The organism is Dyadobacter fermentans DSM 18053, assembly GCF_000023125.1.
GTDB classification, from domain to species: domain Bacteria; phylum Bacteroidota; class Bacteroidia; order Cytophagales; family Spirosomataceae; genus Dyadobacter; species Dyadobacter fermentans.
In genome coordinates this window covers 450,920-465,880 of sequence record NC_013037.1, presented here as the reverse complement: position 1 = coordinate 465,880, position 14,961 = coordinate 450,920, and the positions used below count along the sequence as shown (strand labels likewise).

Genomic DNA, 14,961 nt, shown 5'->3' with positions numbered 1-14,961 from the left:
TAAAGTCTTTTGCAAATACATTAAGGGGTAGAATGGCGGAAATGCAGTCTTATTCCCAGACAGACGTATTTTTATCAATTCCTGAATCCAAGAAATCAGTATTCTCCCACCATGAAACAAACCAATATTGGCAACTATCGCTGGGTTATTTGCGCGTTACTCTTCTTTGCAACCACCATCAACTACATCGACAGGCAGATTCTTGGATTGCTGAAACCCACTCTCGAAACAGAATTCAATTGGAGCGAAACCGACTATGCGAACATCGTAATGGTATTCGCAGCCTGCTATGCGGCCGGTTACATCGTCTTCGGTAACATCATCGATAAAATCGGCTCAAAACTGGGCTATGCCGTTTCCATCGTGATATGGAGCGTTGCCGCCGTGGCGCACGCATTTGTGAAAAGCACCTTCGGCTTCGGCGCGGTGCGCGCGGTGCTTGGCCTTGGCGAGGCAGGTAACTTTCCGGCGGCTGTAAAGGCAACGGCCGAATGGTTCCCTAAGCGCGAACGGGCACTCGCGACCGGTATTTTCAACTCCGGCACGAGTATCGGTGCCGTGGCGGCGCCCATTCTCGTTCCCTGGCTGCTGAGCAGTTACGGCTGGCAGGGCGCGTTCCTGATCACCGGTGCGCTGGGCTTTATCTGGCTGATATTCTGGTGGGTCATGTACGAAATCCCGTCGCGCCACAAAAAGGTAACTGCCGAGGAATATGCATTCATTCACAGCGATAACGAGGCAGGTGACGGCGAAGGCCAGAAACCCATTCACTGGACCAAGCTCATTACATTGCCGCAAACCTGGGTATTCATCGTCGGCAAGTTCCTCACCGACCCCGTTTGGTGGTTCTTCCTGTTCTGGCTGCCCTCCTACTTCGCCACCACATTCGATCTCGACCTTAAAAAGCCGAGCCTCCACCTGGCGATCGTTTACACGGCCACTACATTCGGCAGCATTGGCGGCGGCTACCTGTCGTCCTACCTGATCAAAAAAGGCTGGGCGCCACTCAGAGCACGTAAAACCACCCTGCTCGTGGTTGCATTCGCGGTGATGCCGATTATCCTGGCGCAGTTTGCGACGGACATCTGGACAGTGGTAGCGATCATCGCCATCGCCACCGCTGCGCACCAGGCTTGGAGTGCCAACATTTTTACCATCGTTTCCGATATTTTCCCAAAACGTGCGGTAAGCTCGGTAGTAGGGATCGGCGGGATGGCCGGCTCGCTGGGCTCTACGTTCTTCCCGCTCCTGGTAGGTGCATTGCTCGATTATTACAAATCGGCCGGGAGTATTGGAGCGGGTTACAATATCCTGTTCATTATCTGCGGATTGGCCTACATTATCGCCTGGCTGATCATCCATTTCCTGACATCCAAAATGAAACCGGTCGAAGAAGCGTTAAACAACTGATCGACCCAAAATCACCTTAGCTGTAAATATTGCTAGCATAGCATTCTAATGAAGAAGTACCGTTATCCCCTCTTGATCCTGGCGGTTTCGTCTCTGTTGGTGTATTGTAAAACCAACAAGCAAACCACCCAGCAAACCGCATCTTCCACCACTTCGACGGTGGCGAAAGAAGAAAAACCTGCCCAGGTACCCGGCAAATCGCCATTCATACCCGCTTCCGAAACGATCGGCAAGATGGTGATCGAAGATGGTTTTGAAGCAAAACTCATCGCATCCGAGCCGCTCGTGAGCGCACCGGTGGCCATGCAGTTCGACGACAAGGCCCGCATGTGGGTGGTGGAAATGGTAGGTTACATGCCCGACACCGTTGGCACCGGCGAGGATATTCCCAACGGGAACATCGTAATCCTCGATGATAAAAATAAGGACGGCGTGTACGACGACCGCAAAGTGGTGATCGACTCGCTCGTGCTGCCGCGCGCGATCTGCCTGATCGACAACGGCATTCTCGTGGCGGAACCTACCAACCTGTGGTTCTATGAACTGAAAAACGACCAGGTAGTGAAGAAAACGCTGGTAGATCCGAAATATACCGAGGGCGGTAATGTGGAGCACCAGCCCAACGGCCTGCTGCGCGCGATGGATAACTGGATTTACAATGCCAAATCCGATAAGCGCTATCGTCGGATCGGTGGCAAATGGGTCATCGAGCACACGCATTTCAGGGGCCAATGGGGTATTTGCCAGGACAATTACGGACGGTTGTATTATAACAACAATTCCCAAAACCTGCTCGGCGATTATCTTCCGGCCGGTTTGGGTGCCTGGAACAAGAACCAGCGCGGCGTGGCGGGTTACAACGAAAAATCGGTGGCCAACAATAAGGTCTACCCGCTCCACCCCACCCCCGGCGTGAACCGCGGGTACATGAAAAACGTCCTCGACGACAGCCTGCGCCTGAACGAGTTCACAGCGGCGGCCGGTCCGGTGATCTACCGCGGCGACCTGTTCGGCAAAAACTTCGATTTCAACGCATTCGTGCCGGAGCCTTCCGCCAACCTCATCAAACGCAATGTCCTGAATGAGAATGGATATGTCGTGAAAGGCGATATCGCGTACAAAGGCAAGGAATTCCTCGCCAGCACCGACGAGCGCTTCCGGCCGGTGAGCCTGTATAATGCCCCCGACGGCAGCCTGATCGTACTCGACATGTACCGCGGCATTATCCAGCACAAAACTTACCTCACGCCTTACCTGAAAGACCAGATCGGCAAGCGCGACCTCACGCAGCCGCTTTCGGCAGGCCGCATTTATAAGATTGTCCCAAAAGGTGCCAAAGCCAAGCCGGTAACCGTGCCCGACGGCGCGCAGGAGCTGGTGAAGCTGCTCGGCCACCCGAACGGCTGGGTCCGCGACCGTGCACAGCAAAAACTGATCGACGGTAAGTACAACCAAACCGTGCCCGCACTCCGCGAAGCCATTAAGCAAACGGCCAACCCGTTGCTGGCGGTCCACGCACTGTGGACGCTCGAAGGGCTGAATTCGCTGAAACCGGAAGAGGCATTGAGCTGGATCAGGCAGTCGAACTGGACGTTCCGTGCACAAGGACTTTACGCATCGGCGGCGGTAATCACGCCCACTTCCTATCAGCAGTTCGCGACCGTATTCGACGGCATTGCCGACTCCGGCGACACGCTGGCGGCCCCTTACATTGCATTGCTGGCCAAGAGCATTGACAAATTCGATCAAAATCTTTCAAGGGGCCTGCTGAACAAGCTGGCGGGCAAATATCCTAACAACCGGTACGTGTCCGACGCGATCATCAGCAACTTGCAGGATCAGGAAGAAATGTTCCAATCGGCCATTGCCAGCTCCGTTTCCGATCCGAACGCGGTGCTCAACAAGCAGCTCACCCGCGTGGTCACGGCCGTTCGCACTGCGCAAGGCAACCGGAACCCCGAGATGCTGAAAAAGGAATTTCCCAAAGGCGAAGCATTGTTTACCTCCGTTTGCCAAACCTGCCACGGGGCCGATGGCGGTGGTGTGAAATCGCTCGCGCCACCGTTGAACCAGTCGGAATGGGTCACGGGAAGCAAGGAAAGACTCATTTCGATTGTCCTTTTCGGTCTCACCGGGCCTGTAAAAGTGAACGGCCACGTATATCAAACACCCGAAGTAAGCGGCGATATGCCCGGCATCGGCTACGATAAAGACATGCCGAACGAAGACATTGCACAGCTGCTAAGCTTCATCCGCCGCTCCTGGCGCAACAATGCCGACCGCGTAACCACCGAGGAAGTGACCAAAGTACGCACCAAACTCACCGGCCGCGAAAAAGCATTCACCGAAGCCGAGCTAAATGGCATTTGATGGTATGTTGTTGATTTTAAATAGAAAGACGCTTCGAAAGGGGCGTCTTTTTTTTAGTTTTTAGCTAAAATGGAAACGACCATTTAAAAAAAGTCGGCTCCTTTGAAACAACTATTCATGCAACAATGTTGCATAACAACCAACTAACCTGTTTTCTTATAATGCACGAGCCATACAAATTCGACGTCGCCATTGTGGGCGGCAGCTATGCCGGACTGTCAGCAGCCATGACCCTGGGCCGGGCGCGCCGCAAGGTGATCATCATCGACAGCGGCAAACCCTGCAACCGCCAGACGCCCCATTCGCATAACCTCATTACCCACGACGGCAAAACGCCCGCCGAGATCTCCGCCCTCGCACGTGAGCAGGTACTCGCCTACCCCACCGTGCAGCTGCGCGCGGGGCTCGTGACGCAGGTAACCGGCAGCGACGGCGCATTCACCGTCACCACCGACGACGGGCAAACATTGGAAACGAAAAAAATCATCTTCACGACCGGCATCGCCGACATCATGCCCGACATCCCGGGCTTTGCCGAAAGCTGGGGAATCAGCGTCATTCACTGTCCCTACTGCCACGGCTACGAATACAGCGACGCTTCCACAGGCGTGCTCATGAACGGCGAGATGACATTGGAATACCTGAAAATGATCCGCAACTGGACCGCCGACCTCACCCTGTACACCAACGGCCCTGCTGCATTCGACGACGCGGCCCGAGCCAAAATGCACGCATTCGGCGCAGAGATTATCGAAGAGCCCATCGCCTCCCTGGACCATGAAAGCGGCTACCTCCAAACGCTGCACCTGGCCGACGGCACCGCTCGCGCCATTACCGCGCTGTACCACCGCCCGGCATTCGTCCAGCATTGCCTGATTCCCGAAGAACTCGGCTGCGAGCTCACTGTACAAGGCTTTATTAAAGTTGATGAAGCGCAAAAAACAACGATCGCCGGCATTTACGCGGCGGGAGATAACAGCGGCGCATTCAGGGGATTAACGGGCGCGATGGCCGCCGGAACCACCGCTGGCGCAAGGCTCAATCATGAATTAATCAATGAAGAGTACTGATTGGGCGGCAGCAATGTGGTAGTTTTGCAAGATGCTATAAGCGGTATGCCGCAGGCCGTAAGCTTATAGCCTATCGCTTACTGCTTACAGCCTCATAACAATGTCCCTATTCAAATCCCCCGCCCCCATCACCATTACCTGTTACAAACGCCTCGCGCCATTCCTTGAAAAAGAGGTGGCACAGCTCGGTTACCGGGTGGAGGAAACATTTGCGACCGGTGTGCAGCTGCGCGGTACGATCAACGACTGCATTAAACTGAACCTGAACCTGTATTGCGCCAGCCAGGTGCTTTACAGCCTCGGCACATTCAGCGCGCGGCATCCCGACGATGTTTACCGGTTTTTATCCCAAATGAAATGGGAGGACATACTGGCCGAAGACGCCTATTTCTCGGTGACCAGCAACGTGATGACGGCCACTGTGAACAACACCATGTTTGCGAACCTGCGTGTGAAGGATGCGATCGTGGACCGGCTGCGCGACAAAAAAGGCGTGCGGCCGTCGACCGGCTCGGAGCTGAAAGGTGCCGTGGTGCATTTGTTCTGGAAGGACGAGCGGGCGGAAGTGTTCATTGATACTTCGGGCGAAACGGTGGCGCGGCACGGTTACCGCAAAATCCCCGGCCAGGCACCAATGCTCGAATCGCTGGCTTCGGCCACGATCCTGGCGAGCCAGTGGGACCGGAACTCTGCGTTCATCAACCCCATGTGCGGCTCGGGCACGCTCGCGATCGAAGCGGCGCTCATCGCCACCAACAGCCGCCCGGGGCTTTTCAGGGACAATTATTCGTTCATGCATTTGCTCGGGTATGATGAGGAAGTGTATTTCGAAGCACAGGACAAGCTGGAAGCGCAGATCATCGAAGCGCCGAAACTTCGCATTATCGCAACAGATCACGATCCGAATGCGGTTACGAATGCTAAAAAGAACGCAATAGCCGCCGGTGTGGCCGATATGATCGAGTTCGGCGTCTGCGACTTTGCCGACACCGAAGTGCCGCAGGAGAACAAGGGCGTCTTTTTCGTAAACCCCGAGTACGGCGAACGACTCGGAGAAATAGGCGAACTTGAAGAAACTTATGGACGAATTGGTGATTTTATGAAACAGAAGTGTGGAGGATATTACGGATATATCTTCACCGGAAACCTGGATCTTGCCAAGAAAATCGGCCTGAAAGCCAAGCGACGGATTGAGTTTTATTCCGGAAAAATCGATTGTCGCCTGCTGGAATACGAGCTCTACGAGGGTTCGAGAAGGAATTAGTACAATTTTCTGAATAGCAGCCCATTCGCTTTGGCACGCATTGCCGATCACTTTGGCATAATATTTAGATAATATAAGACATAACCATTTAGAAAAGTTGTCATGAAACAGTCACAAAGTTCAGGAACCATGCCGAAAGGCCAGGACCGGAACAGGCCTGAAAACAAAGACAATCTGGATAGCAGACATCGTGAAGAAGAAATGGTGAAAGGTAATCATATTACCAGCAACCAAAAAGAACATCACAGTCTGGAAAAACAGCAGAGGTAGCATTCAAATGCACCTGTTAAATGGTTCCTAAGTTGAGAACGAAGTCCGCATGAAACACTCATCCGGACTTCGTTTTTTTGTGCGCATCCATCGCCGCGGATTTGAATAGGTTTTTGCCGGGTTAGCAAACGGTCACCGTTTCGATGTTCAGCAACCTACCCAGCTTTTCAATTTTGGAAGCAATGTGCCCGATTCCCACCGCGCAATGGTGTGCCGGGCCGTGGCTGTTCCATTGCTCGGTAAAGCGTTTGGCGCCGATCGTAAAACGGTATCGGCTGTTGGTATTACCTATTTCCAGAACAGGCCCTGCCACCGACTCGCCCTCTGCCACCAGCAAAATCACCTTTCCTTCCACCGTTTCCACCACCGACAGCAATGTAACCGGTCCGTGTGCGACGCTCATCTCTACAGATAGGCCGTTCCCCACTTTTCCGTGATAGACATATAACGGCTTCACCTTTGTTTTACCTTCTGCAATCGCGATGTGGCCTGGTCCGTCGTGTCCCATCAGCACCACATCTGCATTGAAATCCATCGCATAATACTCTGTAAACGAGCCGCCCGCACCGAAGCTATCCATGATTTTCATCGCCTGAGCATTCTTAACTTCATACTCACCTGCCACCGGAATCCCACGGGCCGTAAGCAGCGAATTGCCGAGAATAACTGAGCTCATGGTATCCTCATTCTGAGCGCTGCCCGTGCCCTTGTGGTAATACGCCATCGAGCCAAGCTGGTGTATTTCAACCAATTTTTCCAATGCGGCGGCGGTTCTCGCAGCCCTGTGAATTTCGAACTCCGGGCAATCTTCCTGAATGTCGAACGTATTTTCGAAGGTCGCGATCATGGTGAGTACCTCGGCCTCCGAAACGGCCTCCCGCACCGCCGAAAGCTCGTCGACCTCGATGATCTCGATATGCCCGCCGAATGTAGCGCATTGCAATGTGAAGTTGGAATAAATATCGAGCATCCCGCCATAGTAATTACCCATCACGCCCAGGCGGTTATGCGACATGGTGTGCGCCACGCCGGCCGCTTCGATCCATTCACGCGCTTCCTGCCACACCTCCGGGTCGCTGTTTAAGGTGCCGGTGATCTGGTAAAAAGGAATGCCTGCACGGCGGAACACGTTCGCTATCTCCGGTACAGGGCAGGCCGAGCAATAGGCAAGCCATTCCCCCGTCATGCGAGTGCGATCACTCATTGCATTGAACCTTTGGTAGTCAATTGCCGGCTCCGGCGCGAGGTTCAGGACTATCACCGGCACTTTGGCACGTGAAACGACCGGCAGCACGGTGGACGACAATGCATAAGTCGTCACATAAAGAAAAATAAGGTCTACATCCTCTCTCCGGAACTGATGACCCGCCGCCAATGCCTTTTCGGGCGTATCTATCAGCCCCAGGTTTACAATTTCGGCCCCGTAACCACCGAGCCTTTCGGCTACCACATCGACGTAACCTTTCAACCGTGCTTCAAGACCTTCAAACTGATCCCAGTATGCCTCCAAGCCAATGCCGAACAGGCCCACCCGCAGCGCATATCGATTTTGTTTCATGATTAATAAGCAAATTTTTACCTTTCAATAAAGCGTCAATCCTGCTGTCTTACTCATAAAACGCGTGGCCTTAACGCCAGTAATTTGCTTAAAAATGATGGCCAAGGGGCCTTCCCGTCCAATTTTCGGCCGGTTGAAGCGTTAGTAAGCGAAATGTGTGTCATATCCGGCACACGAAACACCAGCAACCGATGAAACGATATCTGATGGCGCTTATCCTCCTCACCAGCGCCGTTTCCTGCGATTGGATCGGCAATACGCCGAGTTTCGGGGACGATTTTATCACCTATCACATCAAAGCGGGCAACCACGAAGTCGAGCGGAACCTCAATATGCCATTTACCGCCTCGTCCATCCGCTTTCAGGCGCTTTTCGACAGCAGCTGTGTTTACCAGACAATAATACCTGAAAATCAGCATGACATTAACAAGCTCTACGGCTTCTCGGATTGCAGCTCGCAACACCAGAGCAACAGCGCGCGGTTTGGGTGGAACTGGCGCGAGGGCGCATTACGCATTTACGCCTACACCTATGCGAATGGCGTGCGCCAGGAGCGCGAACTCGGCACCGCCGAGCTGAACGAGCCCACCAGCTTCCGGATCGATATCCGCGACAAGTCTTATGTATTTACCTACCGCGGAATCGAAACCGTGATGCCGAGACATTGTTCCGGCGGTGTAGGTGTTGCTTACAAGTTACTGCCCTATTTCGGTGGCGACGAGGTAGCCCCGCATGATATACGGATCAAAATCAGGAACTTGTGATATTGACATAAACTGAAATCGACTCGGGCGGCAATGACAGTGCACCTGCCCCGGCCTGTGCAGGCATTTCCCGCGGGCCATTCCAATCCGGGTCCGAAGATGCGATCAGTTTTTTCCAGGCCAGGTGTTCGTAAGGCAGCAGTCCTTCCTGCGGCGCTTTCGAGAAATTGAGGAAAGCCACCAGATGCTGCCGCTCCCACACCCGCTGAATTACAATCGATTCTTTTCCCTCGGCTACCTCAACCGACAATCCATTGCGGTCGCATTCCCGTAAAACCTGCTCGCTTTTCCGCAGGGCGATCCATTGGCGGTAATAGGCCAGCATGGTCCGGTGCGGCTCTTCCTGCAACAAATGCCATTGCACACGCGAATTTTCAAATGTGGATTCGGCCACGGGATCGGGCGCTTCGCCCTCGGCGTGGAATGCCGCGAATTCGGCTTTGCGGCCCTTGCGGACCGCATCCGCCAATTCCTTTTCCGTGTGGCTCACGAAATATTGGAATGGATTAGGCTCGGCCCATTCCTCGCCCATAAACAGCAAGGGAACAAACGGGCTCACGAAAACCGCGCCGGCCAGGAGCTTCTGCATTTCGGCGCTCACGAGCTGGCTCGTGCGCTCGCCGAGCATGCGGTTGCCGATATGGTCGTGGTTTTGGGAAAAAACGATAAACTGCCCGCCGGGAATGCCGTCGGCCTTCATGCCGAACTTGCGTTTCCGGTGATCGGAGTAGATACCATCGAACACATAAGCGTCGCGGAAGGACTTGGCCAGCGAGGCCACTCCTTCAAAATCGGAATAGTAGCCGCTCCGCTCCTGGCCCGAGCTCACGCGCAATGCATGGTGAAACTCGTCGATCCACTGCGCGTCCATTCCGTAGCCACCCGTTTCGGTGGGCTTCACGTAGCGCGTATCGTTCAGGTCCATTTCGACGATCAGGTAATGCTCCCGTCCGGTACCGAGCGCATTCGTCTTTTCCCTGATCTCCTGTAAAATGTGAACAGGGCTGAAATCCTTGATCGCATGCACGGCATCGAGGCGCAGGCCGTCGATATGGAAATCGCGGAACCACATCAATGCATTCTGCACAAAATAATGCCGCACACCGTCCGACCACGCATCGTCGAAATTGACCGCGTCGCCCCAGGGCGTGTGGTATTTATCGGTAAAATAAGGCCCGAACTTACCCAGGATATTACCTTCCGGCCCGAGGTGATTGTACACCATATCTAGCACCACGGCGATCCCTTTTTCATGACAGGCATTCACCAGCCGCTGCAAAGCCGCCGGGCCGCCATAAGTGTCCTGCACGCTGTACGGGAACACGCCGTCATAGCCCCAGTTCCGGCCTCCCGCAAACTGTGACACGGGCATGATTTCAATCGCGTTCACACCCAATTCCACCAGGTGATCGAGCTTGGCCTCCATGGCGGCAAATGTGCCTTCGGGTGTGAATGTGCCGGCATGCAGTTCATAAATAATGTATTCTTTCAGCGGGAGGTTCGTCCAGCTGTCGTCCGTCCAACGGAACTGCTGCGGATCAAATGCTTCCGACGCTCCATGTACACCATTGGGCTGGTGGAGCGTGGCAGGGTCGGGAAACGGGCCTTCGCCGTCGAGCAGGAAGCTGTACTGCTGGCCGTGCGCTAGCGCCCGTGTTTCGAGCTTCCAGAATCCATAGCCCTCTTTTTCCAGATCCAGCAGGTGATCCGTTTTATCCAGTTTCAATTGTACTTTTTCGGCTTCGGGCGCCCACACCAGCACATGTGCTTCGCCGGTTTCGTCAAAGGTCACACCCGGACGCTGCACTAATAAATGATCGTAACTCATATCTTTTGTTTCTCCAATGCATGTCTGAATACCACTACCGAGCGACTTTCCACCGAGAAACTATCTCCCGGTTTAAGGACCTGACCGTCGTCGCTCACACAGGCAACGGCTGTGTCGATGACCTTGCGCCATTCGTTGCCGTACTTGACGGGCGGGAGCGTGTACTCCACCGGCTCGTAATGGGCATTGAAAATAATGTAAAAACTATCATCATAAATGGGCTTGCCTTTCGGGTCCATGTGCCTGATACCCTTGCCATTCAGAAAAATTCCGAGCGATTTGGCGAAGTCGTGGTTCCAGCTCTCGTCGGGCATTTCCTCGCCGTTGGGCAAAAACCAGGCAATGTCTTCCAGCCCGATCCCCTTGATCGGCATGCCGCGGAACCAGTGTTTGCGGCGGAATGTGGGATGCGCCTTACAGAACGCGATCAGTTTTTGGGTAAATGAAAGCATTTGCTTATCCGTTTTATCCCAATTCAGCCACGAGATCTCGTTGTCCTGGCAATAGGCGTTATTATTCCCGTTCTGCGTCCTGCCCCATTCATCACCCGCTACGAGCATTGGCACGCCCTGCGACAGGAAGAGGGTTGTAAGGAAATTCCGTTTCTGCTTGTTGCGCAGGTCTATCACTTCCTGGTTCTCCGTCGGCCCCTCCTCTCCGCAATTCCACGAGCGGTTGTGGCTCTCGCCGTCGCGGTTATCCTCGCCGTTTTCATTGTTACGCTTATCATTATACGACACCAGGTCGTTCAGTGTAAAACCGTCGTGTGCGGTGATGAAATTAATGCTGGCGGTTGGAAACCGGTCTTCGCCTTTGTACAAATCGGAACTGCCGGTAAATCGCTCGGCGAATTCGGCGAGCATACTATCCGCGCCGCGCCAGTAATCCCGCATACAATCTCGGTAATGGCCATTCCATTCCGCCCAGCCAATGGGGAATTTACCCACCTGATATCCGTCAAAACCGATGTCCCATGGCTCGGCGATGAGCTTCACCTGCGAAATCACGGGGTCCTGGTGAATAATATCGAAAAATGCGCTCAGGCGATCCACTTCGTGCAGCTCGCGCGCGAGTGTAGAAGCGAGGTCGAACCGGAAGCCATCCACGTGCATTTCGGTGATCCAGTATCGCAGACTGTCCATGATCAGGCGCAGAACGCTTGGCAGCCTGGCATTCAACGTGTTGCCGGTGCCGGTATAATCCATATAATAGCGACCGTCCATTAACCGGTAATAGGCCATATTGTCAATTCCGCGGAACGACAGCGTCGGCCCCATATGGTTGCCCTCGCCGGTGTGGTTGTACACCACGTCGAGTATCACCTCAATTCCCGCCTTATGGAGCTCTTTGACCATATTTTTAAATTCCTTCACCTGCTCGCCATAGGTGCCCGAGCTGCTGTACCGCACATCCGGCGCAAAAAACCCGATGGAATTGTACCCCCAGTAATTGGTCAGCCCGCGTTCTTTGAGGTGCCTGTCGGAAATGAAATGGTGCACCGGCATTAGTTCCACGGCATTTACGCCCAGCTTTTTGAGGTAAGCAATGCTCACGGGATGCGCTAGCCCGGCGTAGGTGCCGCGTATTTCTTCAGGAATGTCGGGATGAAGGCAGGTAAAGCCTTTCACGTGCAGCTCATAAATGATCGTGTCGTGATAAGGGATCTCCGGCGCGGTTACGCCTTCCCAGTCAAATATATGATCTGCGACGACCGATTTGGGAATGTAAGGCGCACTATCTAGCTCGCTGAAACTGAGGTCCTCTTCCGGGTCGCCGATGTTATATCCAAACAGCGCGTCGTGCCATTGTATCGTGCCGGAAATCGCTTTTGCATAAGGATCAATGAGGAGCTTGTTTGGGTTAAATCGAAGTCCCACAGTCGGTTCGTAAGGTCCGTGCACGCGGTATCCATAGAGCTGTCCCGGTTTCAGGTCGGGCACATAGGCATGCCAAACGTGGTGCGATACTTCCCTGATCTCGATCTTGACGCTCTCGGTGGTCGCTTCGGGGCTATCAAACAGGCACAGATCCACACCTGTGGCGTTCTCAGAATAAAGCGCAAAATTCACCCCTTTTCCATCCCAGGTCGCACCGAGCGGGTACGGCTCTCCCGGGTAAACGGTCAGGTCATTTTCTTTGGATTGATCTACAAGTTTTTTATTGGCAATCTTCTTCATATCAGTCGTTTTTAGTTTCAGAAACACCCATCTCCACGCCGCATTTGTACGAATGCGATTTTGATCATCAGATCATGTCCAGGACGGAAAATCGGCGCTAGTACACGTTTTGATACAAAATTATGCCAACAAGCAGGAAACATTTCCGGGAATAAATTCCCCACAGGCGCTTGTACACCACTTAAACAGCCATACACGATGACCACACCGCAATTACTAGCCGCTTACCGCTTTCTCGAAAAAGTAGCGAAATTCAATGAGGACACCGAATATGACCCCGCCGACGAGCCGCACATTGCCTTGCTGCAAGCGCTGGTGAAGGAGCGAAACCAAAAAGTTATCGCCGAGGATTTTAACAAACCCTTTTTGCATCCGATGGTAACAATTCAGCAATGGGTGGAAGAGCTCAAAGAATTGGTGAGCAAGGAGCTGCTCGACAGGCAAACGGATTTGTAGCCGGATTTTTTTTGAAATAAATACCAAAACTGCCTTTACTGGTACAATTTTTGTGTGCTCGCCGGTATACACACACGGTAACACTTTTGCACACACTATCCCATTTTTGTGTCGGTTCGAGCCTGTCGTATATACATCCCGGTGCGTCGACCATTTATCCGATTAGTGCCTCATTTTACCCAAAACCATGATCCTAATTGTCGACGACAGGCCGGAAAACATTCTACCGCTTAAAAAAATCCTGGAACTCCACAATTTCAAAACGGACACTGCCGGTTCGGGTGAGGAAGCTTTGAAAAAAGTCCTCAAAACGACTTATTCGGTGATTATCCTGGATGTGCAAATGCCGGGAATGGATGGTTTCGAAGTGGCGGAAGCCATTGCAGGTTTTGGAAAAGCGCGCGATACGCCCATCATTTTCCTGTCGGCCGTTAATAAGGAAAAGAAGTTTATCACCAGAGGCTACACATCGGGCGGGATCGATTACCTCACCAAGCCCGTCGACCCGGATATTCTTTTATTAAAAGTGAAAACATTCTACCGGCTTTTTGAGCAGCAGCAGGAACTGAAAGCGATCCAGGAATCGCTGCGCCAGGAGATCGATACCCGCAAGCATGCGCAGGAAGAACTGGCGGCGCGAGCGGATGAGCTGCGTTTTATTCTCGAATCCCTGCCGCAAATCGCCTTCACGATCCGGACCGACGGTAAGATTGAATATGTAAACAAGCATTGGTTCCAATATTCCCCCGACGCCGCCACATTCCCGGAAACGCATCCCGACGACCGGAGCTACGATCTTTGGAAAGAACATTTCAAAAACAATTTCGAATTTTCGGTAGAAACCAGGCTGAAACAACTTGGATCGGGGCTATACCGGTATTTCCTGCTCAAAATCATCCCTGTCCTGCAAAATGGAACGGTTGTACGCTGGGTGGGCACTTTCACGGACATTCATCAGCAGAAAATGGCCAATGAGGTGCTGGAACATAAGGTGGAGGTCCGTACCAAAGAACTTACCGATAAAAATTCGGAGCTCGAAACGACCAACCACGAGTTGCAGCAATTCGCCTGGGTGGTATCGCACGATTTGAAGGAGCCGCTGCGTAAGATTCAGACATTCAGCCATTTGATCAAGGACAAATACCTGACCGGAAACGACGAGGCAATTTCTTATCTCAACCGGTCGATCAGCTCTTCGGCGCGTATGTCGCGGCTGATCAGCGACCTGCTGGATTATTCGCGCCTGTCGGTAACGGCGCATTTCCAGCCTACCGACCTGAATGCGCTGGTGGAAGAGCTGCTCGCGGATTTCGACGAAACCATTCGCGAGAAACGGGGAAGCATCCGCAAAGATCACCTCCCGGTAGTGGAAACGATCCCGAGCCAGATCCGCCAGGTGTTTCAGAACCTGATCAGCAATGCATTGAAATTTTCGAGACCGGAGATCGCACCGGTAATTGATATATGCTACGAGACGATCGGCGAGAAAGATGTCGACGGCCCTGCATTGCCGGGCGGGCCCTATTGCAGGATCACGATCGCAGACAATGGCATCGGGTTCGACGAGAAGTTCCTCGACCGGATTTTCGTCATTTTCCAGCGGCTTAATAATATGAATGCTTACGAAGGGACCGGCATCGGCCTGGCAATCGCGAAGAAGATCATGGATAAGCACAATGGCCTCATATCCGCCCGGAGCATTGAAAACCAGGGTTCCGAGTTTGTACTTGTGCTGCCATTCAGCCAGGAGCACGTGCTGGCACCCATTAAAACCGATAATTAGCTGACCTCTAA

The 14,961-nt window shown here is 53.2% G+C and carries 11 protein-coding genes; 8 read left to right on the top strand and 3 right to left on the bottom strand.

All coding sequences use genetic code 11. The features are described 5' to 3' along the window. Positions 1-111 precede the first annotated feature (111 nt). The 5 genes from DFER_RS01995 (at position 112) to DFER_RS30010 (ending at position 6,384) form a co-directional block, all read left to right on the top strand. The gene (locus DFER_RS01995) at positions 112-1,410 is read left to right on the top strand and encodes an MFS transporter (RefSeq protein WP_012780021.1); all 1,299 of its coding nucleotides are present in this window, start codon (positions 112-114) and stop codon (positions 1,408-1,410) included. A gap of 48 nt (positions 1,411-1,458) precedes the next feature. Further along, positions 1,459-3,780 (top strand): DUF7133 domain-containing protein, encoded by a 2,322-nt coding sequence (locus DFER_RS01990; RefSeq protein ID WP_012780020.1) that lies wholly within the window; start codon positions 1,459-1,461, stop codon positions 3,778-3,780. 161 nt (positions 3,781-3,941) lie between these two features. Continuing rightward, entirely contained in the window at positions 3,942-4,850 is a 909-nt protein-coding gene (locus DFER_RS01985) for an NAD(P)/FAD-dependent oxidoreductase (protein WP_012780019.1), read from the top strand. Positions 4,851-4,950: 100 nt separating this feature from the next. Next, positions 4,951-6,114 (top strand): THUMP domain-containing class I SAM-dependent RNA methyltransferase, encoded by a 1,164-nt coding sequence (locus DFER_RS01980; RefSeq protein ID WP_012780018.1) that lies wholly within the window; start codon positions 4,951-4,953, stop codon positions 6,112-6,114. A 102-nt stretch (positions 6,115-6,216) separates the two neighbouring features. Beyond that, on the top strand, positions 6,217-6,384 hold the full coding sequence (locus tag DFER_RS30010) for a hypothetical protein (RefSeq protein WP_187293419.1): 168 nt from the start codon (positions 6,217-6,219) through the stop codon (positions 6,382-6,384). Positions 6,385-6,505: 121 nt separating this feature from the next. Here the strand turns inward: DFER_RS30010 and DFER_RS01975 are convergent, their stop codons facing one another. Further along, on the bottom strand, positions 6,506-7,942 hold the full coding sequence (locus DFER_RS01975; RefSeq protein ID WP_012780016.1) for an arabinose isomerase: 1,437 nt from the start codon (positions 7,940-7,942) through the stop codon (positions 6,506-6,508). A gap of 191 nt (positions 7,943-8,133) precedes the next feature. Here DFER_RS01975 and DFER_RS01970 point away from each other — a divergent pair, with 191 nt between their 5' ends. Beyond that, positions 8,134-8,706, top strand: a complete 573-nt coding sequence (locus DFER_RS01970) for a hypothetical protein (protein WP_012780015.1) — start codon at positions 8,134-8,136, stop codon at positions 8,704-8,706. Here the strand turns inward: DFER_RS01970 and treZ are convergent. Together treZ and glgX are read right to left on the bottom strand one after the other, a co-directional pair. Then, a complete protein-coding gene (treZ, locus tag DFER_RS01965; RefSeq protein WP_012780014.1) occupies positions 8,693-10,534 on the bottom strand; it encodes a malto-oligosyltrehalose trehalohydrolase in 1,842 nt (613 codons plus the stop codon). The genes DFER_RS01970 and treZ overlap by 14 nt on opposite strands. Then, positions 10,531-12,711, bottom strand: a complete 2,181-nt coding sequence (gene glgX, locus DFER_RS01960; protein ID WP_012780013.1) for a glycogen debranching protein GlgX — start codon at positions 12,709-12,711, stop codon at positions 10,531-10,533. The genes treZ and glgX overlap by 4 nt, the downstream gene beginning before the upstream one ends. Positions 12,712-12,909: 198 nt before the next feature. On the opposite strand from glgX, the gene DFER_RS01955 reads away from it, so the two are divergent. Continuing rightward, positions 12,910-13,167 (top strand): hypothetical protein, encoded by a 258-nt coding sequence (locus DFER_RS01955; RefSeq protein WP_012780012.1) that lies wholly within the window; start codon positions 12,910-12,912, stop codon positions 13,165-13,167. Positions 13,168-13,354: 187 nt separating this feature from the next. Beyond that, the gene (locus tag DFER_RS01950) at positions 13,355-14,950 is read left to right on the top strand and encodes a response regulator (RefSeq protein WP_012780011.1); all 1,596 of its coding nucleotides are present in this window, start codon (positions 13,355-13,357) and stop codon (positions 14,948-14,950) included. The last annotated feature ends 11 nt before the right edge of the window (positions 14,951-14,961 follow it).

Excerpts from the sequence above, each read along its gene's own strand:
- DFER_RS01980 (WP_012780018.1), top strand. The coding sequence starts at position 4,951 with ATGTCCCTATTCAAATCCCCCGCCCCCATCACCATTACCTGTTACAAA.
- DFER_RS30010 (WP_187293419.1), top strand. The coding sequence starts at position 6,217 with ATGAAACAGTCACAAAGTTCAGGAACCATGCCGAAAGGCCAGGACCGG.
- DFER_RS01950 (WP_012780011.1), top strand. The coding sequence starts at position 13,355 with ATGATCCTAATTGTCGACGACAGGCCGGAAAACATTCTACCGCTTAAA.
- DFER_RS01985 (WP_012780019.1), top strand. The coding sequence starts at position 3,942 with ATGCACGAGCCATACAAATTCGACGTCGCCATTGTGGGCGGCAGCTAT.
- DFER_RS01970 (WP_012780015.1), top strand. The coding sequence starts at position 8,134 with ATGAAACGATATCTGATGGCGCTTATCCTCCTCACCAGCGCCGTTTCC.
- DFER_RS01990 (WP_012780020.1), top strand. The coding sequence starts at position 1,459 with ATGAAGAAGTACCGTTATCCCCTCTTGATCCTGGCGGTTTCGTCTCTG.
- DFER_RS01975 (WP_012780016.1), bottom strand. The coding sequence starts at position 7,942 with ATGAAACAAAATCGATATGCGCTGCGGGTGGGCCTGTTCGGCATTGGC.
- glgX (WP_012780013.1), bottom strand. The coding sequence starts at position 12,711 with ATGAAGAAGATTGCCAATAAAAAACTTGTAGATCAATCCAAAGAAAAT.
- treZ (WP_012780014.1), bottom strand. The coding sequence starts at position 10,534 with ATGAGTTACGATCATTTATTAGTGCAGCGTCCGGGTGTGACCTTTGAC.
- DFER_RS01995 (WP_012780021.1), top strand. The coding sequence starts at position 112 with ATGAAACAAACCAATATTGGCAACTATCGCTGGGTTATTTGCGCGTTA.
- DFER_RS01955 (WP_012780012.1), top strand. The coding sequence starts at position 12,910 with ATGACCACACCGCAATTACTAGCCGCTTACCGCTTTCTCGAAAAAGTA.